Here is a 25,080-nt window from a genome sequence, read left to right as displayed (position 1 = left end):
CATCCAACTAGAATGGGATTTAAGCGTCAAAAATCGCCTGTTCGTTGGAATTCATCCAATGAGCTTGACTCTCTTCAGACGCCGCTCCCGTCAACCCATCATGAAAAAAGGCCAACGAATCCGCTACGGATCCATTGGCCTCTTGAATTTGCATTAACTTACATGTTCCTTGGAATCATTCGTTTCAAACCAGAAATCAAGGACTTTACTTGACATTACACGCTTCTGAATATATTCCACTTGTGCCACGGAAAATTGCTGTTCCCATTCAATAGTCAGCTCTGTGCAGAGCTTTACAATCGTTAACAACTCAGACCAGGCAACATAGCGTTTGTACCAGAAAAATTGAGGATGTTCGATCATATACGGATATAGATCATCAAATTCTGTATGCTTACAATCAAGAGCACGTTCAAAATGTGTTTTGGCTTCCCCAAGCTTAGTCATGAAATATTCAATGGAACCATTTTCGATACCCATAGATGTCAGCCTCCTCTCTTACCTTATAACCATTATAATGGATAATTGGCATTCAGGGAAGTCATAGACTAGATGTAAAATCAGTCAAAAGTGATTTGCCCGTTCTCTAGCGAGGCAATTCTTGCTAATGATTCCACCCGAATCCCACGTTCTCTAATCGAACTGCCACCTGATTGGAAGGATTTCTCCACGGCGATGCCGACACCAACCAGTTCAGCCTCCGCTTTCTCAATAATGCGAATTAATCCGCGAGCAGCGTCCCCATTTGCAATAAAATCATCAATAAGCAACACTCGTTCACCTTTGTGCAGCAAATGGGAGGATACCATAATGTCCGTCACAATTCCTTTGGTAAAAGAAGGCACACGCTCACTATACGTATCTTGATCCATCGTTAATGTCTTCTTGCGGCGTGCGAAAATCATAGGAATTTCAAGGTGCAAAGCGGTTGTAAAGGCAATTGGAATTCCAGAAGACTCTACGGTTAACACCTTGTCTGGTTTGGTATCTCTAAAAAGTCTAGCAAACTCCCGTCCCATCTCCATGGTCAAAACCGGATCTACCTGATGATTAAGAATGGCATCCAGCTTAAGTACTTTATCCGATACAACGACACCGACCTCTTGGATCCGCTGCTTTAACAATTCCATGATACTGGCCCCCTTAATCCTGTCTATTATGAGTAAGTTACCATAATGATGAAGTAGGTTTCAAGTCCCAATTTGCGAATAACGCTCTTGGAAGTGAAACTTTTAACGCTGAATAGGTGTCTATAATCATATAGGGTTTAACTTTTTGAAATTTGTTTAGAAATGCTCACATTTAGGCAGCAAGATCCATTGAGATTGACAACACGAACGCAGTATGATTAGTAAGATTCTTTTTTAAGAATTTATGAAGACAACTATCCGGCAGAAAGGAATGATGATGAATGAACAATGCTATGAGACCCGTTATGCTTGGCTTTGTGCCTGTTGCATTTTCCTTGCTTATCGTAGCTGGCTGCCAAGAGTCATCTGCTCCTTCCGCTCAGCCTACTATAGATCCAACGGTTAATGTTCAGAAGCAGAATCTAAGCACAAGTCCGGTCAGCACGCCTCCCGTGTTGGTTGTAGAAACTCCTGCTGCTTCCTTGGTACCGGAGGATACGATAGCCAAGCACGAAGCGCAAGTTGCAAACACGAACAAAACGGACTTATCGGATCTGCCACAGAACTCTGCAAGTGCCAAACCAACGTCTAAGCCGCGGGTGAAAGCTGAAGATGCCTATCAGGAGGAGAAACCGACCCTCATGGGCTTAAAGCTTGGAACAAGCAAAAACTTGGTGCTGGACCGATTCGGCAAAGCAAAGAAGCAATTCGTTATGGATGAAGATGATGACGCGATTCAAGTCTACGACTTCGGTGATTTCTCCGTTGGCTTCAATGTCAAGGATGCCCTAGAGTTCGTGGATGTACACTCCACGGATATTGATCCGGGATTGCGCGGCCTGCACCTCGGTCAGAAAGTTGAGGATGCCATTACTATTCTCGGCAAACCGAATTCCAACACATCCTATGTGCTTTCTTACAAATCACAAGGCACTCTTTTGAAGCTTGATGTGGACCCAAGTGCTAACACGATCCAATCGATCAAGCTTTTCGCAGATCATTAATACCGCACGGAAAACAAGAAAACAAAGACCATACCGTCACCGAAAGGATGACAAGTATGGTCTTTTCGTGTTTAGATCGCTCTTCTTTTCCGAAAGCGGAAATAAATCGCCGCCCCAATCACAGCCACAATAGCGAGAATGATGAGACTCACACCCAAGTATTTATGTATGAGATTGAACAATCCGTCCAAATTGCTGCCGATAAAATGGCCAAGGGTGAGGAAGGTTGTACACCACAGCAAAGCCCCTGTCCCCGCGTAAAGCATATATTTGTAGAATTTAACTCCGCTTACACCAGACAAATAGCACGTGAAATGGCGCACCCCTGGTACAAAATAGCCAAAGAATACGGTCCAAAGCCCATATTTATGAAACCAACCTTCCGCCCTTTCAATCCGATCCGGCGTCAGTTTAATCCATTTTCCATAGCGGTATAAGAATGGCTTACCGACCCGATGACCGATGAGATAACTCACAATCATTCCCGTCATGGTACCTGCGTAAATCACCATTAATGTTGTCCCATACTCAAAAGGACCTCCAGGCGCGGTCAGCGAGCCCACGAAAGCCATTAATGTTTCATCTGGTATGGGTACGCCAACAATCCCCGCAGATAGAAGAAGGTACAAAGCAATATAGCCATATTGCCCAATTAAATCATAAAGAGCTTCTTTCACAAAAGACACACTCCCAAACTCTTTCGTCTTTCTGTTCCTAACCATTTTATCAAAAAAGAGGGCTTGCCCCAAGTTGCAGTCATGCTACTGTCTTCGCGAACATACCTTGTACTATACCAAACGAAAGAAAGCGGGGCAATCCATGCGAAAAGGGTCACAGATCGTCCGTATTGCCTTTACCTATATCGGAACTGTCGTCGGAGCAGGTTTTGCTTCCGGACAAGAGATTTTGCAGTTTTTTACGCGCTACGGATGGATAGCAACATTAACGATCGCTTTATCCACCGTGCTCTTCATATGGATTGGCATTAAACTCATGCTAATGGCTCATACATTGAAAGCCACATCTTATGAGGATCTGAACCGGGTCATTTTTGGGCCGAAAATAGGGAATTGGATCAGCTTGTTTACCATGATCGTGTTGTTCGGAATCACAACCGTCATGCTTGCCGGTGGCGGCACGGTATTTGAGGAGCAGCTTCATCTGTCCTATCAGACTGGACTTTTGGTCACCTTGGTACTTTCCTATCTCGTATTATCGCGAGGAATTGGAGCCATTATGACAGTCAACTCGATTGTTGTTCCTATCATGCTGCTTTTTAGTGTGGTTATCGTCGTTTATACGTGGCATTCACCATCTTCGGGAAACTGGCTGCGGATCACAACGGATGATTCTCTTGGTAAAATATGGTTTGCTCCATTTCTCTATACCGCCTTCAATTTGGCCATGGCACAAGCCGTGCTAGTCCCAATGGGAGCTGCCATCACGAAGCGTTCCGATCTATACTGGGGCGGACTTATCGGAGGGACTGGCATTGGCATGCTGCTTCTCTCCGCCCACTATGCGCTTTCAGCACAAATGCCTGGTATCGCACAATATGAGATTCCAATGGGAAACATCATTAACAGGCTGGGCTCTATCCCGCAAATCGCCTATTTGCTCGTTATTTACGGAGAGATTTTCACAACATTTATTGCTGACGCGTATGGCTTGTCCTTGCAGTTGCAGCAACGTACCAAATTAAACCGAAAGTTTTTGCTGATTAGCATTCTAGGACTTAGTTATCTGGTCAGTCAAATTGGTTTTAAAACGCTTCTTGCAGCTCTGTACCCTGTATTCGGCTTAATTAGCGTTGTCTGGCTGGTGCTCATGATCTGGCGCAACCGTAAACGTGCGGTGTAAGACCCCTGTTTGGGCAAAGCCGAGAACGACGATCAAACGAACCACTAACAAGAGCATCCCCATCGCGCATAAAATAAGGCCAGTGAGCAAATAGGAAAAATGAAAATTAGCTGTCGTCGCCGTTTGATCGCGCAGGATCGCGAATAGCTGGGCTAACAATAGCAGCAGACCACTGATAAACAGCCCGATCATCGCGTAATCCATCACCGTCCAGCGCGAAAAATAGCTCACCGCAATCTCCACTTGACTCAAAGCCTTCGGCGCTGCCGCCTGCTGACGCCAAAGCTGATGAATCATCCAAGCCGTATAAATCGCAACGCCAGTTACAAAAAGACCAAGAAACCCGCCAATTATCGCTAATAGCATATTCATGCCTATGACCTCCTTTCTAATTGTCGACTATCCGTGCCGCAGACCATAAATGAGGATAAGCGTTAAACCAAAGCAAAGAACCGGAAGTGCATAAAGAAGGGGAAACAGCACCCAGCTTGGGAGGTTCATCGCTGGTTTCCATAGAAGCTGAAGCCGTCTCACTTCAGCATCCTCCGGACTTTCTACAGACTTAAGTGATTTAATGGATAACGCTTCCGCTGCCCCTTCATTCCACTCGATTTTCCCTTTTTTCCAACCAACCTGGTACGTAATTTCACGATGTTCTTTCTTCTTCTCGCTTCCTGGTTCCACTTTGATTCCTCCAGCTTTTTTCTTCAACTTATATGATCTTGAACGGGTTCTCATGCCATGCAGGGCAACCGTTCTACAAGTTTATTAATTGGTAATCGCGAATAACGCGTGCCGCCGCATCTCGCACATGCCCATGACATGTAAACAAAAGCACTTGATGCCTGCTGCTTAAGTCAGCGAGCACACGCAGACAGCTCTCCATCCGTTCTTCGTCGAAGTTGACGAGGATATCATCCATGACGAGCGGTAATACCGCTTTGCCGGCATATTCTTCCACAAGCGCAAAACGCATGGATAAGTATAGCTGCTCCGCAGTTCCCCGACTTAATTGACTCGTATCCACAGACTGCCCATTCGATCTAACCGCAACAAGACGTTGCTCTCCAAATGGCGCTTTGACATGAGTGAATGCTCCATTCGTCATCCTAGACAAATAATCGGATGCTCGTAAAAGCACACCTGGCTGCCGCTCCTGCTCGTAGATCTCGCGAGCTTTCTTCATGAGCAAGGAAGCAAAGGAAGCCACAGCGTATTGATCCACCTGTTCCCGTATTGAGGCCCGTAAAGCCTCAGCCTGAAGTTGGCCATCGGCTTGCTCCGAGCCTTGCTCCAGCTGTTCGATGTGTGCTGCCAGCTTGCCAGCTGCCTCGCGGAGCTCATTCGTTAAACTTGTCGTTTCCGCCAGTTGCTGCTCAAGAGTCTCCAAGCGGTAAATCATATCTGCTTCCCCTTGCGTCTCCAACAGCTCTGTGTAACTAGCTAGCGACGCATGGCCTAGCAATGATTCAAGCGATGATTCCAGCAGCTTCTGTTCTTCTGTTAACTTCTTGCGCTCATCTTGCTCTCTCTCCTGCGAGCGCAGCGCTTCAGCATCCCCTGCAGAGGCTTCCTGCAGCAAGAAGGCAAGCCGTTCGCGCGTGCGCTGTTCGGCAGCTTCCAGAAGCTGCAGTTCTTCTGCGACCTCTGCATAAAGCGCTTCGCTGTGTTTTCTAGTCGCAAGCAGCTTAAACTGCTCTTGCTCCTGCTCTTTCCAGCGTTTGAGCGCAAATAGAGGCTCTTGTCCTGAAGATAACTCAAGCCTTAATACGATAGCTTCTTCATACTGTTCTACACTTTTGAGCAATGAAGCTAATCTTGCTTCCAGTTTATGGAGCTGACGGAGGCTCTCCTGCCCCTGCTCAATCGTCTGAATCGTTTCCATAGCGGCATCAGGGGACAATCGTCCACTTAAACCAAGCGATAACAGCCAGTTGCTCCAATCTCTCTGAAGCTGCTCAGACTCCGCTACATACTGTTCATACAACATTCCTCGTTGCCCTTCTTGGTGCTGAAGGGACTCGCGCATTTCCTTCGCATCCTGCAGCTTTTCCATCTTGCGCTGCTGCTGGCTAAGCTGTTGCTTGTTGTTCTCCGCTTCTCTCAACCAGGCATCCAGCTGAGGCTGGATGCCTGGAAGAAAGTGCGAGTCGGCACGGCCCATTTGAGGCGAAGAGTGGAAGGCAGATGCTGCCGCAGCTTCGTTAAAGCCAGTCTGAGATAGATTTGATTTCATGAATGCAGAAATTTGTTCCTGCAAACGCCGCTCCAATTCAAGAAGTTCGCGAGCGGTCGTTTCATTCGGAGAAGACTCCTGACTGGGAGACGTCGTCATCATCGTGCGGGAAGCTCGGCGATCTGATGCCGAGCGATCGCCGAACTGGATATAGAGTGCCGCGCCAGCAAATAGCACGAACGCACAAACAGCCATGGCCCAGCTGCTCTGCCAAGCCAACAGAATAGGGGCAAGAATCGCTAACGTGCCGATCAAAAGCACCATACGCTTTCGAAGCTTCCGCGAGGCGGCTTTACCAGCTTTGGCCGCTTCCTCCAGGCTAATCTTGTACTCCTTCTGTACGGCTTCCCGCTCTTTGTGATGCTGAACCTCCCTGACGAGAAGCTGCCACTGCGCGTAATCTCTTGCGATTCTTTGCAATGCCGCTCCGGGGTCGATCCCTCCTGCAAATGAAGGGGTTAGCCGTACATCGGCTTCCAAGCTGCGAATCGTATCTTCGACTCGCAGAAGCTGCTGTTCAAGGCTCTCCAGCTCTGTTCGAACACGCAGTTCATCCCCCCGGCACTTATGAAACTGTTCCTTGAAAGAGCGAATTTGCTCGCGAAGGGAGATGGACACCGCAAATGTGCCAATATCCATCTGTCTTTCCCCGTCTGCAGCGTCTATTTGTTTCAGCAGTCTGTCCAGCTGCGCGCGCCCGTGCTCTTGTTCCACGCACAGCCCGTCCAAACTGCGCTTCTGTTCTTCATAAGTGGCCGCTTGCTCCAGCCAATGATTCAGTTCCGTCTGATGCGCAAGCACATCAGGCTGAATGCGGATCGCGCCCAGCTGATCCGCAAGCACTTGCTGCCGCAGGCTGAGCCTTGCGCGCTCCGCATGGAGGCGCTCCAGTTCCGCCTCGAGCGCGTCCAGCCTCGCCGAGGCGTGCTCGGGGAAGCCAGCCAGCACCGGCAGCGCGGCTAGCTCCTGGCCGATCTGCCGCAGCCGGGTCCATCCGCTGCGCGCCTTGCCGGCCAGGCTAAGCCTGAGCTGCTCCGCGCGCAGCGCCTCCTGCTGCTGCTCCAGCGCAGCAATGCGCTCCTCCGCGGAGCGGCGCTCTCCCTGCAGCCGATCATAATCGGCTGCCAAGTCACGGCTGCGGCGCAGCGACTGCTCCAGACCCTCCAGCTCCTTCAGGAGACGGTTCATCTCCTGATTGCGCCCGCGGGGTCTGTACAAGCCGTCGGCCTGCGCCGTCAGCTTGCGCTCGGCCTCCATGATGGCCGAGCCGCTTACACCAAGCCCAGCGCTATACAAATAGCCGCTGAGCTCGTCCGTCTGCAGGGTGCGAAGCTCCTGCAGCTCGGTTAAACCGAAAGCGAACAAGCTGCGGAAGAGGTCGGCCGATAGGCCGCCCAGCAGCGTGTTCAGCAGTTCTTCTCCTCCGGTGGTGCCATCACCGAGGGTAACCTTAACGTGCCCCGCAGAGGCACGTCTGCCGCCTGCGGCGGGCGCGTCGTAACGCTCGACGCGAATGAGCTGACCCTGCTCATCCTGCAGGGTCAGGGCGCCACCATGGGCGCCGCCGCCCAGCGGCTCGTAGCGTTCCGACCGGTTCTGCCGAGTCGGGAAGCCGAACAGCACCGCGCGGACGAAGCCCATGAGCGTGCTCTTGCCCGCTTCGTTGGCGCCGTAGAACAGCGCCAGCGGGCTGTCCGTGTCGAGCTGCCGCTGCCGCAGGCTGCCGAAGCCCTCTACCTGGATGGATATGATCTTCATCCAGGCCACCCCCCATCCGCGGATAGGAGATCCGCGGCCATTTCCTCTGCGGCGCGCAGCCATTCGCGCAGCCGCTCGGGATCAGCCGCAGCCGGGTCTCCGGCTGACTGCGGCAGGTTTTGCAGCGCGGCGAGTGCTTCGCCCGCGAATTCTTTCAGCGCGGCGTCGTCGACGCGCAGCGCAGCTGCAATCCGCAGGAGATCGCCAAGAAAGCTCTTCTCCTGCTGCAGTGCCTCCAGATCGAGCTCACTTGCCGTGCGGTCCTCAATCGATTCGATCCAGACGAAGCGGCTTCGCTCTGCTTCGTCCAGCCGCAGCTCAGCGATCAGTTCCTGAAGCAGCCGCCCTTTGCGGAGCATGCTGGAGACCGCGCTTCGCCCTTCCAAAATGATACGGACGACAGCATCACGGCCATCTGCTTCAGCCCTAATCCGTTCAAGTTGGTCGCCGATCTTGTCCTTCAGTTCTTGCTCCGTTTGCATGCCAGCAACAGACAGCCTCTGCTGGAACCAGCGCACCTGATCTAGCGCACGAAAGGCGAGATCCGCTCGTCCATTTTCCGACATGTTTACGATGTAACAGCCGCGCGGCCCTGTTTCCCGAATGTTTCGCCCTTGCAGGTTCCCCGGGTACACAATTGCCGGCTGCTCATTAAGCACATTTCTTGTATGTACGTGGCCTAAAGCCCAGTAGTGCATACCCGCTTTCAGCAAATCTTGCTTGCTGCACGGGGCGTAATTATCATGAGCCGGGTCACCATCAACATTCGTATGTAAAAGAGCGATTTGAGCCGCATCTTCATGCCCAGGTTCAAACTGTAGCGCTAAGTTGTCCATAACCGCTGCGCTGCGATAAGAAATCCCATGAATCTGTGCAATGACACCTCGCCCCGGTTTCGTTACCGTCAGCGTCTCCACTTGATCGCACGCAAAAAAATGGACGTCTGCCGGCCAAACCAGCTTTGCGGCGCGTCCATCCTCCGGATCATGATTTCCATGAATAATATATGTAGGGATTCCTTGCGAAGCTAATTGCTCCAATGCTTTCTGAAAGCGAATTTGCGCGCGAAGGGAACGATCCGACAAATCGTAGACATCCCCGCTGATAAGTACAAAATCCACTTGCTCTTGAACAGCTGCCGCGACGAGCTCCTTGAGCGCACCAAACGTTGATTCTCGCATGCGCTCACGAACGCGTTCAGGCAGCGCCGACATGCCTTTGAACGGGGAATCCAAATGCAAGTCGGCGGCATGCATAAACCGCAGTCGTTTCATGTCTATAACGCCTTCCTGCTTTAGCTATTTTCGTTCTGATCTTCGTTTTTTACCGTTGCCGTTGTATGTTCCTCTATTTGATAGCTCTCGTAGACGCTTTTCAGTTGGCGTAGAACACGATTCAACGAATATGTTTTCTTCGCTTTTTCCCACGCGGTACGCGCTAGGTTGTAGCGGAATGTTGGATCAATGACGACCTTCTCCAATGCATGGCTTAATGCCATGGCATCTCCCACAGGCACCAGCAATCCATTATGTCCATGTTCGATTTGCTCTGCAATCCCCCCGACATCAGTCCCAATCAAGGCTAGCCAGCATAATGCGGCCTCCGCAAATACGGAACCGAATGCTTCCGCGCGCGACGGTAATACAAAGACATCAAAGAAAGGCATGAATTCCTCAGGATGCAGCATGTAGCCATAAAAAATCGTTTCTTCATAAATATTATGCTGAATGGCCAGCTTCTCCAGCTTTTCCCGGTCTGGTCCATCCCCAATGATATGTAAAACAAAGGGATGACCTCGCTTTTTCAGCTCTCCGCAAGCGATTAGCAGCGTATCCAGCCCTTTCGCAGGCACGAGACGACACACCGTAATGAATTGCGTCACCGCATTTTCATGGGAAATCGGCCGGAAACGTTTCTCGTCAAAACCGTTCGGGATCACGCCAATTCGTTCGCTATCCTGCACAAACTCTGCGATATATTGCTTGAACGAATTCGACACTGTAATAATCTGATCAACCTTTGTTTCAAGCTCCTCATATATCTGGGTAAGAAACTGATGCTCCACCCCATTCTCCTTAATACGTCCATTCAAAACAAGCTCTCTCTCAAAGCTGGAGTGAATGGTCAGAATCACGGGTGTTTCCGGATAAATTTGCTTCATCGCCATGGCTGCAATCGGATGATGCGCATGAATAATGTCATACTTCTTAGTTATTCGGAGCTTCGTCCACCAAACATAATCCTTGTAAGTCTGAATGTATTTATCAACGATCGGGTTACCGGCATACTTCCGCCAATCGAAAGTGACGAATTCCACTTCCTCTGTGCCTTTATTGCGAATCCTTTTTGGCAGCGAAAATAGTTCCATTTCCCAACCTTTTTTATTAAATCGGTCCAATATATAGGGAACCATGGATGACACCCCACCCGGTTGTTCCGGTGGGAAAAATAATGCTTGCAAGATGTTCATTGCATGAGCCCCTCTCTCAAAGCCTTGAGCTTTACCTTCTTATTGTAACTTGTGTGCACCGAATAGAAAAGAGAACAACTTCATGCCACTCGAAACGATTCTATCCCTCTCTCCCATTTTCCTTTATAATAGAATCACATCTTGTCGAAAAATAGGTTTTTTGGGGGAACGCATGAAAGCTGTTGATCTCATGTTCGGTGATTTAGCTTCATTATTATCGAATGCTATCGTATTGGTCATTGTGACACTCATGTTCGTTATTTCACTTCGATTGTTTCTTGATCGTCGTAAAAAAGGGTACATGTCCATGACCTTCTCCGTTATTTTCGTTGGCATTCATTACCTGCTTAAGATATACGTCTTGCTCACAGCGCTAGATACAAGCTTAACGGCGTATGTGCTGTTAATGCTGAAAATCGTTTCATTCGTACTTTTGAATTTTGGAGTTTATCAATTATACAACCGAACGCACCGCAAACAGTACATATTTTTCTATGGTTTGATCATTATGGGATTCGTTGTCTCTATTCTTCATTTTAGTGTGCCTCAAATGTACAACGGAACGATTCAGCAAGTTCGACTGCTGCAAGACATTGGTCTTGAGCTTTATGTTTTTGTGCTAATCTTTCTGTGTTTTTACATGATACCTCCTTATATTGGTCAACAAGCGAAGTATCAATGGGCGCTTACGATCTTTTTCTTCATCCAAACCTGTCATTTAATCAATGTGTATATGTATGGGAATGATCAGATTTGGCTGACCCTCGCGGGCAATATTTTGCCGATCGTCTTCTACTTTTTATTATTTATCATGCTGTTTGATCGTGTCGTTGAGCTTATGCAGGCCATCTATAATTCATCCATCACGGACGGACTAACTCGCTTGTATAATCGCAAATTTTTCTACAATCGTGTTTCGCAGTATGTTGGAAGACATCTTCCTATTTATATTTTGTTCAGTGATATTGACAATTTCAAGAAATTAAATGATACCAAGGGCCACCAAATGGGCGACGATGTGCTCAAGCAAGTGGCGCAAATTATGAAGGATGAAGCCGAGGAATGCGGCATTGCAGGCCGTTACGGCGGGGAAGAGATGGTCGTGATGGTTACGGATCCGAGTGTCAAGATGGATGTATTCGCGGAGCGCGTTCGCAGCCGTATTGAGAAGGAAACCATCGTTACCGCCAGCATTGGGTACAGCAAATACAAAAACGGCGTAAGCGCCGAGGAGCTTATCAAGCAAGCGGATCAGGCCATGTATAAGGCCAAAACAACCGGGAAAAACAAGGTCGTCAAATATTCTTAAGATTAAAAAGGCTGTCTCCAAGGTCTATAATGACCCACGAGACAGCCCCTCACTCGTTGCTATTCCTTCTACTCGTCGTCCGCTTCTAGCACATGCGCTTTGCAAAATGCCTCTACTTCCGCGATTTCATCATCCTCAAGTTCAAAATCCAGGTACAGTTGCGTCGTTTTCTCATAAAGCTCATATTTCAATAGACCTGATTTGCCTTCTTCAACGTTATAGATCGCACGAATATACAATCCGCTTTCGGAGTACAACTCATCATCTTCCTCAACCTCGATGTCTATGAGAAATTCGTATCGTCGTCCGGTCAAAATACCGAACGGATCTTTGATCACTTCAACCGTATAACTCGTAGTCGTAAACATCGTATCCCCCCTTTTTCATCTGCAGGCTTTAGTATACCTGATTATGGGAAGAATCGCACACATACCTCAGATCAACCTCACGATTTGTCCCGCTGGAATTTCTACGGAGTCTCCCTCCACACTGATCCAAACGGAAGTCGCTGTGGGATTGTGTACTAGATGACGATCTACTGAGTAACGTAACTGTTCTACTGCCTGTAAGTAGGTGAAGATCTCGGTGTTGGTTGCGTACCAAATGTTGCTATGCCCGCCAATCATCTCTCCAAAACGATCGATAAGATCCCAATTGTTATCGTTTTCAAATTCATAACTATGTCCCCATACATAGAACAGAGCCATGCGTGTGTGCCTTTGTTCAAGTTTGATAAACTGCTCCCCGTACTCCATCATCTGCTTATGATGACAGGTTGGATGCCACCTAAGAAAATCGTCCGGTAGTTGGAATTTCCCATGACTTGCTACGGTTCGCGCATATTCAATGCCAAGAGCAGGCAGCAGCGAAACTACGCGATCACTGTGTGTTCCAAAAGGGTAGCTCATCCCCCTGACGGGATAGCCAACTAGCGATTCTAGAGCTCTGCGGTCGTCCATGATTTCCGTCACTATTTGATCAGTCGGAGATTGCTCCAGAAATGGATGATCAACCGTATGCGCGGATACCTCATGCCCTGTAAAAAGAGAAGCAACTTCTTCCGCTGTCACATAGCCTTCTTTGCCCAAAAAGCCACTGTTCAAGTGGAACGTTCCTTTGATCCCGTATTCATTTAACTTCCCCACGAGTCTACGGTCATGTACTCTTCCGTCATCATAACTAAGGGTTAGGGCTTGGTGAACCCCGCCAGGAAATCGGTCATTGCGAATGCGCATTGCTTTCCTCCCATAAGTACGTAATAAAGTTACTACCATATTTTACTTAGGGTTGTCCGATTTCTGCAAGTGAAATTCCGCTAAATCCAAACAAAAAAAGCAGGGCACCTAGATAGGCCCCTGCTTTCTCTACTTTACTGAACATCATCTTTCAGGTTCGATTTCCATTGCTCACTAGCATCCAGATTTCGAGAAGCTTCATGAGAGAAGGTTGCTTCTTGTACATCGCCAAAGCCCCAGTGATCAGAGCTGACATCAGGGAATAACGCGTTGACGCCTTTTAACGGACCACGGTACAGCATACGGTTGATCATCGTTACCGCTTCTACCCTGCGGATCGCATCATTCGGCTTGAATGTCGCATCCGGATAACCGGAAAGGAATTTCCCGTTATACAATTGCTCAATGGCTGCGGCAGCCCAGTGCTCTTTGACATCCGTGAAATGGAGGTTGGTTGGATCACTAACGTTCAACTTCAGGAAACGAGTCATAACGGAGGCCAATTCGCCACGCGTCACCGGCGCCTCTGGCCGGAAGTTGCCATCTGCATAACCGCTAAAATAATTGTGCTTTGTAACAATTTTGATATAGTTGGCCGCCCAATGGCTATTAGAGACATCTTTGTATGGAAGCGACTCATTCAATGTTTGGTTCTCGGTCAATCTTGCAACAATGGCTGCTAGCTCGGCACGAGTCAAGGAATTATTCGGTTTAAACTGTTTGTCTGGATATCCGAGAATATAACGTTGATGCTGCAAATTCCCGAAGCGGTTAGAAAACACATTAACTTTCACATCCGAGCTTGCTTCCTTGCCATCTGCTTGCCCTGCCTTAAACACCCCAGGAATATCGAATTCCTTATTGGCTTCAGTTAATTGCGGCCATTTGACAACAATCGTATGCTTGCCGCTTTTTCCAACTGCTAGATCTGTTATTTTCCAAGTAATCGTCTTGTTCTCGACTTTCCCTCCATCTGCGTCGATAACTTCCAGAACGTCAGGTAATTGCAGCGTAATAGCCCCATCGTTAACCGTGAAGCTATCTGTATTCTTGTAATTAACAAGGATCGATGAAGATGTGCCTTCCTCCACCTGATTCTTGTCCACAGAAAGACTCAAAGTGACTGGATTTCTTGCAGGTCCACCATACCCGTTATCAGTTGAAGGACGATTCAGCTTAATATCATGTCTAACGATATCAGCATTTACGGGAATCATCGGGCTCATATACGTTTCGTAACCTGCTTTTTCAACGACCAAATAATAGTCGGTGTTCGGATAAACCATGTAAGCATACAAACCATTTACATCTGTATTTTGCTCTGGGCTTGCATTGTTGTTGGGATCAAATCCAGGAATAGCTGGAAGCGTAACCTTGGTGCCGCTTTTCACACCGTTCCTAGTGGAGTTGGCGTAATAGAGAGTCACCTTCGCTCCAGGTATTACGGCATTAGTAACAGCATCAGTTACTGTACCATAAGGGTCAATCAACTCTTCGGCAATGTTCATTTCCCCGTTGGAGAGCACGGTAACATTGCTGCGCTTAATAACGATTTCCTGACCTTGCGCTAACTCGTAGCGCACTTCCATGCTATAGGAGCCAATGGTTAAACCTTCAGCATTAAACACGCCGCTTGCTTGCAGCGGAGCCACTGTGTAATTGCCAAACTGATCTTTCAAATACACTTTCGTCTTGCCTTTGGCCTCATCGCTGAGCATATTCGATTCACCGGAGGAGGACTTCAATAGAACAATACCCGTAACTGTTTTGACAGAATTAAACTCCTCGTCGCCACCGCCAGTAATGGTACCTACCACAGCTTTTTGCTTATACGTAATCGGCGTTGCATTCCCACCAATGTTAACTAATTGCGTAAATTCCAAATCGTAGACCTTGTCGCCCTGTGGAACAGGAACGGAATAGGCACCATGCTCATCCGTAACAACCGTCCGAATAAAATCATGTTCAGCATCGATGACATGATCGCCATTCAAATCAAGCGTAATTCTCACAGTAGCGCCAGTAACAACCTGATTAGTGCCACCTTGTGTAATCACACCGCTAATGATAGCCGGTTGGAAGACAATTTGAATTTCATCTTCTGCCGCTAGACTGCGTTCGATATCGTGTACATTGGCTTTCACAGGAACATTTTGTTCCATATCGCTGGTTATCTTAGATGACTTGTAGGTAACAGTCGCAAGCCCTTGTGAGTTAGTAATTGCCTTATTCGAGCCAACGAACGAACCGATCCCTGCTGGTGCAGAAAATGTAACTTCTACACCTTGAATTGGATTTCCATCCTCATCCGTCAGCAAAGCTTGAAGTTCAGTCTTGGAATTACCGTCTCCAACGATTTTTTCAGGATTAGCCGTTAGTTTCAATGTAGCAGGAATAACCTCAAAGCGGTTATTAGCAAGCACAGTCTCCGCAGGCAATGGCGTACTGCCTTGTACAGATGAAAATGTAACTTCGTAACTGCCTGCATAAGTCTCTTGGGAGAGGACAAAGTTCGTTTTCTCCCATAGTTTGTACCCGTCAGCCACTGCTGTGCTTGCATTCATAAGCATCAACGATTCGACAGTACCATTAATGGTCGCGGTCACTTGATCAGCCAGCAACGAGCTCACTGCTCTTAGCATCAATGGCTCACCGGGCAGAGCTTTTACTGTAGTCATATCGGTTTGCTCTTTATTGCCAACCCAACCGTCTAATGTACGATTGATTTGAATCGTCACAATCGCTGGTTGGCTGACTTGACCATCTGCATCCGTTACCGTGAACGCGAAACTATCATGCCCATATTCGAAACTAGCATTTGGAGTAAACGTGTAGATGTCAGGCTCGCTAGTAGGCGTTAAAGTTCCCTTAGCCGGTTGAGACACGATGCCATACACCAGTCCCGTTACAGTCTCTGGATCATTCCCCGTTAAATGTACCAGAATGGCTGGATTACCTTGTTCAGCTTTTACCGTTTGAGGCTCCGCAACTGGCTTTCCATTATAAGCAATGGTGACAGCCGCTGCCATCTCGGCATATTGCTTCCCGTCAAAACCTAACCAACTAAATGTCACACCACTGCCATTGGGCAATTCAGCTGTCGGTGAGAACTTCAACGAATCAAGATTAGCACCCGTTAATTCAGTTGAACTACCAGCTGGCAGATAGACAGCCGTCGTAACATCGGTGTACCACAGCTTTCCTTTTTGGTCGAATCCGCTAGGTAACGTAATCTTCACTTTGGTCATAAGATCCGTGTTGATGTCTTGATAATGACTAACAAAGTCATTTTCGGAAAAAGAAATCGTTTCTCCCGTTAGCCCTGCTTTTTGTATTAAACTTACTGTTGGAGGCGTGTTGATTGTGATCAAAACTTGCTTCGCATCCTTGGCATATTGATTGCCGTCAAACCCGTTCCATTCAAAAGACACGCCACCGGTTTGACCTTCGGCAGGCACGAATTTCAGTTTATCTAACTCGGCTGCAGGAATTTCCTGTCCGATCGTCACAGGGATATGATTCCATACAAGCGTCCCTGCTTCAGGCAGCGTTGTAATTTTCACTTTTGTTAATGTATCGCTATCCACTGTTGCCTGTTCGAAATCACTTAACACAAAAGGAATCTCGGAGCCTTTATTTGCGCTCTTGCTGATGTTATCTACGATAGGCGCAGTGTTGGCTGTAATGGTTACGGTCGCATTGGTTTCCGCGTACTTCGTACCATTATTACCATTCCAGTCAAAAGTAACTGTACCCGTAAATCCAGCAGCAACTGGGACGAACTTAAGCTGCCCCAAATTCCCCTTGAGGATTTCCTGATTGAGGGCTACGTCTGTACCATTCAACTGGAGCTTACCAATGGCTGCTGCAGGAAGCGACTTGATTTGAATTTTCTCAAGTTTCTCTCCGTAGGCGACGTTGTTGTTAACGAAATATTGATTTTTAAAATCATTTGCCTGAAACACGGTCGGATCATACTGAAATCCTGTCTTAGCAATATTTCCGACCTTCGGTTGAATTGTCGAAATAGAATACATATGCTCTGCTTTCGTTGGAACCACTAAACCCGAAACACCCGCATTCGGCCCCGTTGTTTCCGGCTCTTCATCGAACAAAATAATATTGACGGTATATTCTTTGCTCGCATCAATATTGGGGTTGTTTAATTGAATTTGCAGAGGTCGTCCGTCATTTTCTAAGGGGACCTTCAGAACTTCCGTCGCGATATTGTTCCCGTCTTTATCAATAACGTTTGCCTCGATCAGGAAATGATTACCTTCCCCATTTTGTTGCACGGTCGTGTCTACCGTTACTTTGCCATTAACAACGCCAATATTAACATCCTTCAACTCACCAGTCGTGCGGCTGCCGCCATCTAAAATAAGTTGTCCCCAATCAATCGTTGTCTCCCAACCGCTGTTAAAGCTACTTACCTTTGGATTAGAATGAACAGAAATGCCTACATAGTTATCTCCCGCGCTCACCTGATCGAGATTTAATTTAAATACGGTTGTATTCCATTTGACGTTGTTTCCTGAAAGCGCCCCTACATAATTAGCAAGCGGGAAACTCTTTTTATAGGTATCTCCCCATGTTTCAGGCTCCGTATAGCCATTTGGAAGGTTTGAATTCTCTGTGAGAGCCAAAGGAGAATTGGAGAGGTACACACGATCCCATTCTCCCGATTCTTCATCCACATCATAAGCGCGAATTAATAAATAAGCGCTCGTATGCGGCAAGCTCTCCGCAGGAACAGGGATTTTGAACTCAAACGGGTACTTCACAGCGGTTCCATTTTTGATCATCGAGCCACTGCTAGGATCATACTTTTTGCGGATATCACCACCGTCGCTGCTATCTGATGTGGCGGGGGTATACGAGTCCAAATCATTATCTTTCGGCTCGTTACCAATACTTCCGCCACCCCAATTATCTGTGGTTACAAATGATGTGTAGCCATCTTGTGATAACGGGGTAGCCCAAGCTGCTTGAGGCAGTACACCAACCGCGATAGAAGAAGCCGCTACTAGTGACAAGAAGGGCTTGCTAAACAATCTTTTCTTCATCTTCGTTCTCCTTACCCGATCTTATTTTGTTCATGCAAACGCAGCATCAACCCATCCCAGATTGGCGGCAATGACCTATGTAAATACCAAAAGATGATACCTTAGTCCTAGGAAAACTTCTGCTTTTCGACATTAAACTACATAACACTGAACAATATCTGAACATTTGACAAAATAGTAGGTAAAAAGTCCTTATAAAATCAAAAAAACCGCCAGACATGGCGGTTACTCCTATATTAAGTGAGTTGTCTTTGTTCAAACACATCTACAAACCATTCTCTTATCTCCGAACTTGGATAGATGCCAAGCTCTTCCTCAAGACGAGCCCGCAGCGTATCATACTGCTGCTTAACTTCCGCATAATTGGCAAGCTTCACATGAACTTGCATCAACCCCCAGTATCCGGCTTCGACAAGAGGATAATGTTCTTTCATCTGCTGAAAGGCATCCCTCGCCTCCGGCAACAGCTCCTGTGCCAGGCAGAAATCAGCAAACTTTTGGAGATACTGCCACCGGAGCAGCCTCAAACGCTCCCGCTCCCCTTCCAGCCATTGAAACGGGGAATCTGCAAAATAGTCTCCTTTGTACATAGCAAGCGATTGTTTATATGCTTCTATGGAAGCAACATTTAGTACCGGTACTTTGGCACACTCTTGTTCCCATACATCCGCATCCACTCGAATATCATTAAGCTGCAGACGATAGCCCTCCTGCTCATACACAACTTGAATGGCAAGCCCTTGTTCTTTCAACATTTTACGAATTTGATAAACGGTCGTATGCAGCTGCACAGTCGCTCGGACTGGATCTTGTTCCGGCCACAGTACGTCAAGAATAGCCTCTTTACGTATAGCTGGCCCACGCCTTTGATGCAGCAGAAAGGTGAATAGTTCCTGTGTCTTGCTTGTTCGCCAAGAAAAGGTACGGATCTCTTCAGACTCCTTCATCCAATACAAGGTGCCGAGACATCCAAGCTGCGTATACCGAATTATTGGTGTTGGGAGGCGACCTAGGTTACCTGACGCTCTGCGCAATCTTTCTATTGTTTTGGTCAAACGTCTCTCTGAGACTGGCTTCAGCAGGTAGTCTAATGCCTGCAATTCAAATGCCTGAACGGCATACTGGTCAAAAGAAGTAACGAAGACAATATGCACATCTGGCTGTAAAGATGATATCCTCGCAGCAAGCTCCATACCACCAATTTCAGGCATTACCGTCTCAAGGAAAACAGCGTCGAATCTGGTCTGCCCGCATAGAACCAGAGCTTCCCTGGGATCTAATACGGAAGCTGCAATCTCAATCTCCGCATGATGGCCGAGTAATTCTTCCATACTCTTTAGAGCTAATGGTTCATCATCAACTATGAGCACTCTCATGCTCATCACCTCTTTTCAGAATCCATATGAAACGTTTCATTTATATGTATGTTCTTTCCCTAAAACCGTTAGGATTCATAGGTCATTATACCTGTTTTTCAGGAAAAATCCATGACTTTTGAATCACCTCCCTATAGATTGCGCTTCCCCACGCCAAAAAAGCCGTAACAGCAAATATGCGGTTACAGCTTTTGTACCCTCTTACAAGCTAACGTAACTATATTTTAAAATTGCGACACGATCGTCTTTAGCTCAATTAAGTCATCTATGACAATATCAGCCTGAGAAAGTTCATCCTCTCGTGCAAAATCAAAATTACATCCTATTGCCATTAAACCATTGTCTTTGGCTGCAAGAATATCCGACAGGCGGTCTCCTACTACTGCTGCATTAGTAATACTATACTTTTTTATCATATTTTGAACCAAATCTGATTTATTTAACGAATCAATTTGCTCAATGCTGCATGTTTCAGTAACCCAATTATCCAAACGATAATGACTTACAATTGCTTTTAAATATTCCGTTAAACCATTACTTGCTATGTAAATTGAACAATGATTGCTTTTTAGAAAACTGAAAACTTCCGTAACATTAGGATATAAAGCGCCTTTCCCACTCCTTATATTCTCAATTAATTTTTGCAAAAAATAGGCATCCGTTTGTTCTCTTTCTTCCTTAGCGTGATTGGGTAACAAAGCTTCCCATACTTTGGGTAAAGGTACACCCATAATTTCACGGTATTTTTCAATAGGCGTTTCTTTATTCCACTTATTCCGCGATCTTAATTGATTAAACGTATCTTCGAGTGATATTTCTAAAATCTTATCCGTTTGAAATAGTGTTCCATCCATATCAAAAATGATTGAGTGTAGCAAGGTTTCCCTCTCCTTTACATCGAAAAGGAAGCAATCCTCCCCATGAGAAGGGATTGCTTCCTTTCTGCGTTTTTATTACTTCCAATATTTTTCACCAAAAGCATCGCGCCCAGAGGAAATCCGTTCTTCTTTATATGCCTTAGGGTTTTTGATGTGGTAATTCTGGTGGTACTCTTCTGCGAGAAAAAATGTAGCTGCCGGCCTGATCTCCGTTACTATCGGCTTATCAAAACGTCCGCTTTGCCCAAGCTCATTTTTCGATTTTAAAGCAAGCTCATGCTGCTCTTCATTGTAATAAAAAATAGCTGTACGATACTGACTACCGCGATCAATGTACTGTCCTTCATCATCGGTAGGATCTATCTGAGGCCAATATAACTCGAGCAGTTTCTCATATGGGAAGATAGCCGGGTCAAACGTAATTTCGACAACTTCCAAATGACCGGTTTCCCCAGTCTTTACTTGTTCATAAGTTGGATTCTCCACGGTACCGCCCATATAACCAGACACAATACCATGAATGCCCGGTTGTTCTTCAAATGGACTTACCATGCACCAGAAGCAGCCACCGGCAAAAGTCGCTTTTTGTATCATCGGTATACTCCTTTCACCATAATGAATGATATGGTTGTTTGTATAGATACTTATTATAATTATTTGTGTTCAACAAGTCCATTTCACCAAGCCCAAGATCCAACCAATGGCAGTCACTACAGCCAATTGAATCATACCGAGGGTAAAGCTAATCCCCCTACACGACATCAGCCGAAAGAGGGGGGATCGTTTGGAATGCATTTTATAGCTTCAAATCAAGATCAAGCACTTTACCAAGTGTACGTAGAATTAAGACTACCGACTCCTCACGGGTCGTATTGGAGTTAGGTTCAAATAGTTGAGTGCTTTTGCCTTCAATAATACCCTGCTCGCCCAGGGCATTAATCGCATCTGCCGCCCAGTGACCATCAACATCTGTAAATTGACCGACTCCCGAAGATTTTGAGATCTTCACAGCTTTCGCTAGAATGGATGCAATTTCAGCGCGGGAGATGACCTGATCTGGCCTGAATGTACCATTGTCATAACCATCGATTAATCCCATTGCTTGCAAGGTGCGAATCGAATCCGCTGCAAAGCTTGTGTCACTAACATCGGAGAACAACGCTCCAGACTTACCTGTAACGCCTAGTGCACGTGCCAACATCGTAGCAAATTCAGCCCGAGTTACGTTCGCTTTCGGTTGGAAAGATCCATCCGAGTATCCTTGCACAAAACCAATGTGGCTCGCGATCGTAATTGCGGACGCGCTCCATGACTGATCAGAAAGATCCGAGTAAGTCACCTTTGTCTTATTCTTCAGTGCCTGCGCGATGATCGATTTCAAAGCGGTTGCATTCACACCGTCGATAAAGGATAGTTTACTTGCTTCAGGCACCACCGGTATTGCCGGCTTCTCTGGTACCGTAGAAGACACTGGAGCAGTTGGAGCAGTTGAATCATTTGAATCATTTCCAGTTGTTCTAGCTCCTTTAACGACAACTGGAATAGCGACGATTGCCCCTCCATACTCCGCGCCAACTACTGCCGCTCCAGTCGAATTAGCCGCAATCACATTCGAGGATACATTAGCTACATAGGGACTTGTTTCCAACCAACGGACTTTTGAAGACACATCTTCAATTTTACCATCTATGTACATAGCCGTAATGGTTGGTTTCACGGTCCCTCCGACTTTTTGAATCACATAACTTGGTGTAGCAAAAATCGAAATTACGCCACTCACAACTGCTTCCCCAACAATGACATGAAGATCGAGCGTTAGCCCCATATAAGAAAACGTAAGCGTTGCTTTGCCAGGGGATTGTGCAAGAATAAGGCCTGCATCCGTAGCCGTAACAACGGAGTCATCCGAAGATCTCCATATCCCGTTATCCTCAACAGTAAACGGATGGCGAGGATCGTCTGGAAAAAATGCAAATATGGTAGGCCGGTACTCACTATTCACTGGTATGTTCACGTTATCAGCGTCACCATAGTAAGATAGCGAGGAAGGCTTATTCACTCTAACATACATCTGATCATTCAAATGCGTACCCGTATTCGGATCATCAATCATAAATCTTACATAGGCTTCTCCGAGACCGGTAGTCTTAAGATTCCCATGGTCGTCAACGGTTACAACGGATGGATCAGTTGTACACCAGTCACCTACATCGTTCGCCTCAACAACTTGATTATTGCTGAATTGCACATATGCGGGATGAGCAGGCACTTCCGTATTTGGCTCGAAAACTCTGACATTAAGATCATTTACCCATAAACCAAGAATGGTAATCGGACCCGCATTCGATTGTACAGTAACTGGAATTCTAATGGTTGGATAGTCCCCATATTTTACCGTTACAGTTGTCTGTCCGAGTTCAAGGCCTTTTATCATACCTGCATGAACCGTAGCAATTGTGGGTTCATCTATACGCCACACTGTGGGAGCCAGTTCTGACCCTAGCGTTCCATTACTCTCCGTAACGTCAACAATTCTACCGTCGTCTAAAGCCGCTTGAAGGCGTGCTGGAATGATACCATTTTTCTGAATGATCGCCTCAGAAGTTCGATAAAAAGCATGTACGCTAGAAGAGGCCTGTACGGCTCCCTCGTCACCGATAGATATCTCAACTAATGCTGTTGAATTCCCCTCATGTACTAAAACTTGAGTTGTACCTGATCTTACCGGGGTTAAAACACCATCCTTTACCTGAACAATGCCAGGGTTTAAGGAAGTCCAGATGCTTGCATTTGTAGCATCTTCAGAAGAACCATCACTATAACGTGCTTGTGCAGTCAGTTGCTGGGCTCCCTTAGCTAGATCAAGCCTCACTTTACTTGCACTCGGCACTATGCTCGTCAATTGTTTACTTACTGCAGCAGCTTTCGGAGCGCCTGGGGTAACTGTAATCGCGAGATATTTCGTCAACGAAAATGCAGAAATCGTGATTGTTGCGCTTCCTTCCTTCAGGGCTGTAATCGTCCCTGCTGGACTTACAGATACGATATCGGGATTTAAAGACGTATACGTGGACATCTGAGTAACATCTTTATTTTTAGCGATATCTGAACCAAAGTTGTAAATGGCTTCTACTTGAATCTCTTGCGTAGCATTAACCTGTAATGTCTTCACATCCGGAGTAACGTTAAGCGAAGTAAAAATATGTGTCTCGATCGGCGGCGTGTTAGGATCTTGCTTCACATAGACCGGAACATAAGCCGTTCGGTTTTCAATAGTAGCTGAAATAATGCTTGGACCAGAGCCTCCTGCATTTGCTACAGCTGAATTATCTTCCATGGAAACAACGATATTTCCCGTTCGCCATTCGATTCCTTGATCCGTCAGGTCTTTCGTTGTTCCATTACTGTAGATGCCGGTAACTTTCATAGGTTTAGATTTCTCCCCCATATCCAGCGTGAGGCTTGGCGGATTAATGTCCAGCCCCAGTAACACAGGATTACGCAGGTTGTTCGTCACCGTTACCGGTACTTGATAGGTGTGTGAATCATAGGAAATCGTAATCTCTGTAGTTCCAACTGAAACGGCATTGACGACGCCATTTTCAACGGTAGCGATCTCGGGGTCTTTAACCGTCCATGCCGCCATTTCAGATACATCTGTCTGAGTGCCATCACTTAATTCGGAGTAGGCAACCAATATAAATTGATCAGAGGGCAGCAACTCTACACTCGGCTCATTGGTCGATAGTCCATTTGCTTCAACGACACCAACCAAAGCCGTAGCGGTTAAACCATCATATTTAAAATAGATATATGTTTTGCCTAATTGTTTGGCCTGAATAATCCCATCTGGGGTGACAGAAACAACACTTGGATCAAGGGAAGTCCATTGTCCTTGGGTTGTTACATCCTTTCTGATACCATTTAGGTCGCTTCGAATAGCCAACATTTCCTTAGAAGTGCCTACCTTCATCTTGACATTTTCCTCTAACAACGTAACGCTCAGCGTCTCATCTGGCAGCATATTAGGAAAAACCGTGACGAAGAAAGGCACTCCAGCTTCAGAGTTATATGTAGCTGTGATAACTGTATCGCCGACAGATTTCGCATGTAGGACTGCTTCTCCAATACCGTAGACTGTCTCAGTCACGGTCACGTTCGCAATATTCTCATCATAAAAAGACCATTTTGCGAATTTAGTCACATCGATTGTTGAGCCATCACTGTAGAGTTGTGTCAAATGGACCTGTTGTTGCTCTCCTTCGTAAAGTGAAGTATCCGAAAGCGTATCCAGCATTAAAGAAACGGGAGTCGGAGCCTTGGATTGAGAAACATTTCCCACATTATTAACATCGTCAGACGCAAATTGGGCTGTGCTAGAAGCAGCATCAGGGGAATATGGTGTAGCAAGCATATTCCTCTCTTGAAAGGTTGGCGCGCAGACATTTGAAGCATCGGACGTAGCAATTGAACGTGTAGAAGTGGTCGTAGCGACTGGATTTGATGCGTGAGCAGCTATACTGAAGGATGATAATACCATTGTGCCGGCCAGAACAAGAGGAATCCAGCCTCTGAAGTGTAGCCTTAATTTCATAAATATTCCCTCCAATAAAATATGATTTATGACTTGAAATAACCAAATTTTGATTTTGATAATGCCTTAGAATCGCATCCCAGACAAGAATCTTTGATATCAGCATCCTTTCAATCATATTTTTACTCCTAATGGCCCATGAACTTCTCAATTTCGCACAACCT

Annotated in this window: 18 protein-coding genes and 1 pseudogene; 3 read left to right on the top strand and 16 right to left on the bottom strand. The window is 46.6% G+C overall.

All coding sequences use genetic code 11. The annotated features are described in order from the left end of the window. Positions 1-19: 19 nt before the first annotated feature. The 3 genes from AC58VC_RS15355 to AC58VC_RS15345 form a co-directional block, all read right to left on the bottom strand. On the bottom strand, positions 20-154 hold the full coding sequence (locus AC58VC_RS15355; RefSeq protein ID WP_497369597.1) for a hypothetical protein: 135 nt from the start codon (positions 152-154) through the stop codon (positions 20-22). Next, positions 154-480 carry a hypothetical protein gene (locus tag AC58VC_RS15350; RefSeq protein ID WP_145662633.1) on the bottom strand — a complete coding sequence of 109 codons (327 nt, stop codon included), beginning with the start codon at positions 478-480 and terminating at the stop codon, positions 154-156. Before AC58VC_RS15350 ends, AC58VC_RS15355 begins: the two co-directional genes overlap by 1 nt. A gap of 80 nt (positions 481-560) precedes the next feature. Beyond that, complete coding sequence (locus AC58VC_RS15345) at positions 561-1,130, bottom strand: xanthine phosphoribosyltransferase (protein ID WP_161409454.1); 570 nt, start codon at positions 1,128-1,130, stop codon at positions 561-563. Between the two features lie 281 nt (positions 1,131-1,411). Here AC58VC_RS15345 and AC58VC_RS15340 point away from each other — a divergent pair, with 281 nt between their 5' ends. Then, on the top strand, positions 1,412-2,134 hold the full coding sequence (locus tag AC58VC_RS15340; RefSeq protein WP_497369596.1) for a hypothetical protein: 723 nt from the start codon (positions 1,412-1,414) through the stop codon (positions 2,132-2,134). A 71-nt stretch (positions 2,135-2,205) separates the two neighbouring features. On the opposite strand, the gene AC58VC_RS15335 is transcribed toward AC58VC_RS15340, so the two are convergent. Continuing rightward, the gene (locus tag AC58VC_RS15335) at positions 2,206-2,811 is read right to left on the bottom strand and encodes a DedA family protein (RefSeq protein WP_497369595.1); all 606 of its coding nucleotides are present in this window, start codon (positions 2,809-2,811) and stop codon (positions 2,206-2,208) included. Positions 2,812-2,953: 142 nt separating this feature from the next. Here AC58VC_RS15335 and AC58VC_RS15330 point away from each other — a divergent pair, with 142 nt between their 5' ends. Next, complete coding sequence (locus AC58VC_RS15330) at positions 2,954-3,994, top strand: YkvI family membrane protein (RefSeq protein WP_497369594.1); 1,041 nt, start codon at positions 2,954-2,956, stop codon at positions 3,992-3,994. On the opposite strand, the gene AC58VC_RS15325 is transcribed toward AC58VC_RS15330, so the two are convergent. The 5 genes from AC58VC_RS15325 to AC58VC_RS15305 all read right to left on the bottom strand — a co-directional run bounded on the left by AC58VC_RS15325 (position 3,935) and on the right by AC58VC_RS15305 (position 10,458). Then, complete coding sequence (locus tag AC58VC_RS15325) at positions 3,935-4,366, bottom strand: hypothetical protein (protein ID WP_497369593.1); 432 nt, start codon at positions 4,364-4,366, stop codon at positions 3,935-3,937. The two genes, AC58VC_RS15330 and AC58VC_RS15325, sit on opposite strands and share 60 nt — an antisense overlap. A 27-nt stretch (positions 4,367-4,393) precedes the next feature. Then, entirely contained in the window at positions 4,394-4,678 is a 285-nt protein-coding gene (locus tag AC58VC_RS15320) for a hypothetical protein (RefSeq protein ID WP_497369592.1), read from the bottom strand. 73 nt (positions 4,679-4,751) lie between these two features. Beyond that, complete coding sequence (locus AC58VC_RS15315) at positions 4,752-7,988, bottom strand: AAA family ATPase (protein WP_497369591.1); 3,237 nt, start codon at positions 7,986-7,988, stop codon at positions 4,752-4,754. Beyond that, on the bottom strand, positions 7,985-9,262 hold the full coding sequence (locus tag AC58VC_RS15310; protein ID WP_497369590.1) for a metallophosphoesterase family protein: 1,278 nt from the start codon (positions 9,260-9,262) through the stop codon (positions 7,985-7,987). Before AC58VC_RS15310 ends, AC58VC_RS15315 begins: the two co-directional genes overlap by 4 nt. Before the next feature lie 20 nt (positions 9,263-9,282). Then, positions 9,283-10,458, bottom strand: coding sequence for a glycosyltransferase family 4 protein (locus tag AC58VC_RS15305; protein WP_497369589.1), 1,176 nt, complete (start codon positions 10,456-10,458; stop codon positions 9,283-9,285). A gap of 172 nt (positions 10,459-10,630) precedes the next feature. Between AC58VC_RS15305 and AC58VC_RS15300 the strand changes: the two genes are divergently transcribed. After that, complete coding sequence (locus AC58VC_RS15300; RefSeq protein WP_497369588.1) at positions 10,631-11,767, top strand: GGDEF domain-containing protein; 1,137 nt, start codon at positions 10,631-10,633, stop codon at positions 11,765-11,767. A 68-nt stretch (positions 11,768-11,835) separates the two neighbouring features. Here AC58VC_RS15300 and AC58VC_RS15295 read toward each other — a convergent pair whose 3' ends face one another. The 7 genes and pseudogenes from AC58VC_RS15295 to AC58VC_RS15265 all read right to left on the bottom strand — a co-directional run bounded on the left by AC58VC_RS15295 (position 11,836) and on the right by AC58VC_RS15265 (position 24,916). Next, positions 11,836-12,135: a DUF6509 family protein gene (locus tag AC58VC_RS15295; protein ID WP_497369587.1), complete on the bottom strand. Its 300-nt coding sequence runs from the start codon at positions 12,133-12,135 to the stop codon at positions 11,836-11,838. 66 nt (positions 12,136-12,201) lie between these two features. Next, positions 12,202-13,002, bottom strand: a complete 801-nt coding sequence (locus AC58VC_RS15290) for a polysaccharide deacetylase family protein (protein ID WP_497369586.1) — start codon at positions 13,000-13,002, stop codon at positions 12,202-12,204. 134 nt (positions 13,003-13,136) lie between these two features. Beyond that, entirely contained in the window at positions 13,137-18,068 is a 4,932-nt protein-coding gene (locus tag AC58VC_RS15285; RefSeq protein WP_497369585.1) for an S-layer homology domain-containing protein, read from the bottom strand. Between the two features lie 236 nt (positions 18,069-18,304). Continuing rightward, the gene (locus AC58VC_RS15280; protein ID WP_497369584.1) at positions 18,305-19,444 is read right to left on the bottom strand and encodes a response regulator; all 1,140 of its coding nucleotides are present in this window, start codon (positions 19,442-19,444) and stop codon (positions 18,305-18,307) included. Between the two features lie 201 nt (positions 19,445-19,645). Next, positions 19,646-20,322: pseudogene (locus tag AC58VC_RS15275) on the bottom strand (HAD hydrolase-like protein). A 75-nt stretch (positions 20,323-20,397) separates the two neighbouring features. Next, positions 20,398-20,916 (bottom strand): peptide-methionine (S)-S-oxide reductase MsrA, encoded by a 519-nt coding sequence (gene msrA, locus AC58VC_RS15270; protein ID WP_497369583.1) that lies wholly within the window; start codon positions 20,914-20,916, stop codon positions 20,398-20,400. A gap of 202 nt (positions 20,917-21,118) precedes the next feature. Continuing rightward, positions 21,119-24,916: an S-layer homology domain-containing protein gene (locus AC58VC_RS15265; protein ID WP_497369582.1), complete on the bottom strand. Its 3,798-nt coding sequence runs from the start codon at positions 24,914-24,916 to the stop codon at positions 21,119-21,121. Positions 24,917-25,080: the final 164 nt, after the last annotated feature.

The sequence above is a fragment of the Paenibacillus sp. J22R67 genome (assembly GCF_059692175.1).
The sequence above is the reverse complement of the archived record's forward strand: the minus strand, read 5'-3'. Positions and strand labels throughout refer to the sequence as shown.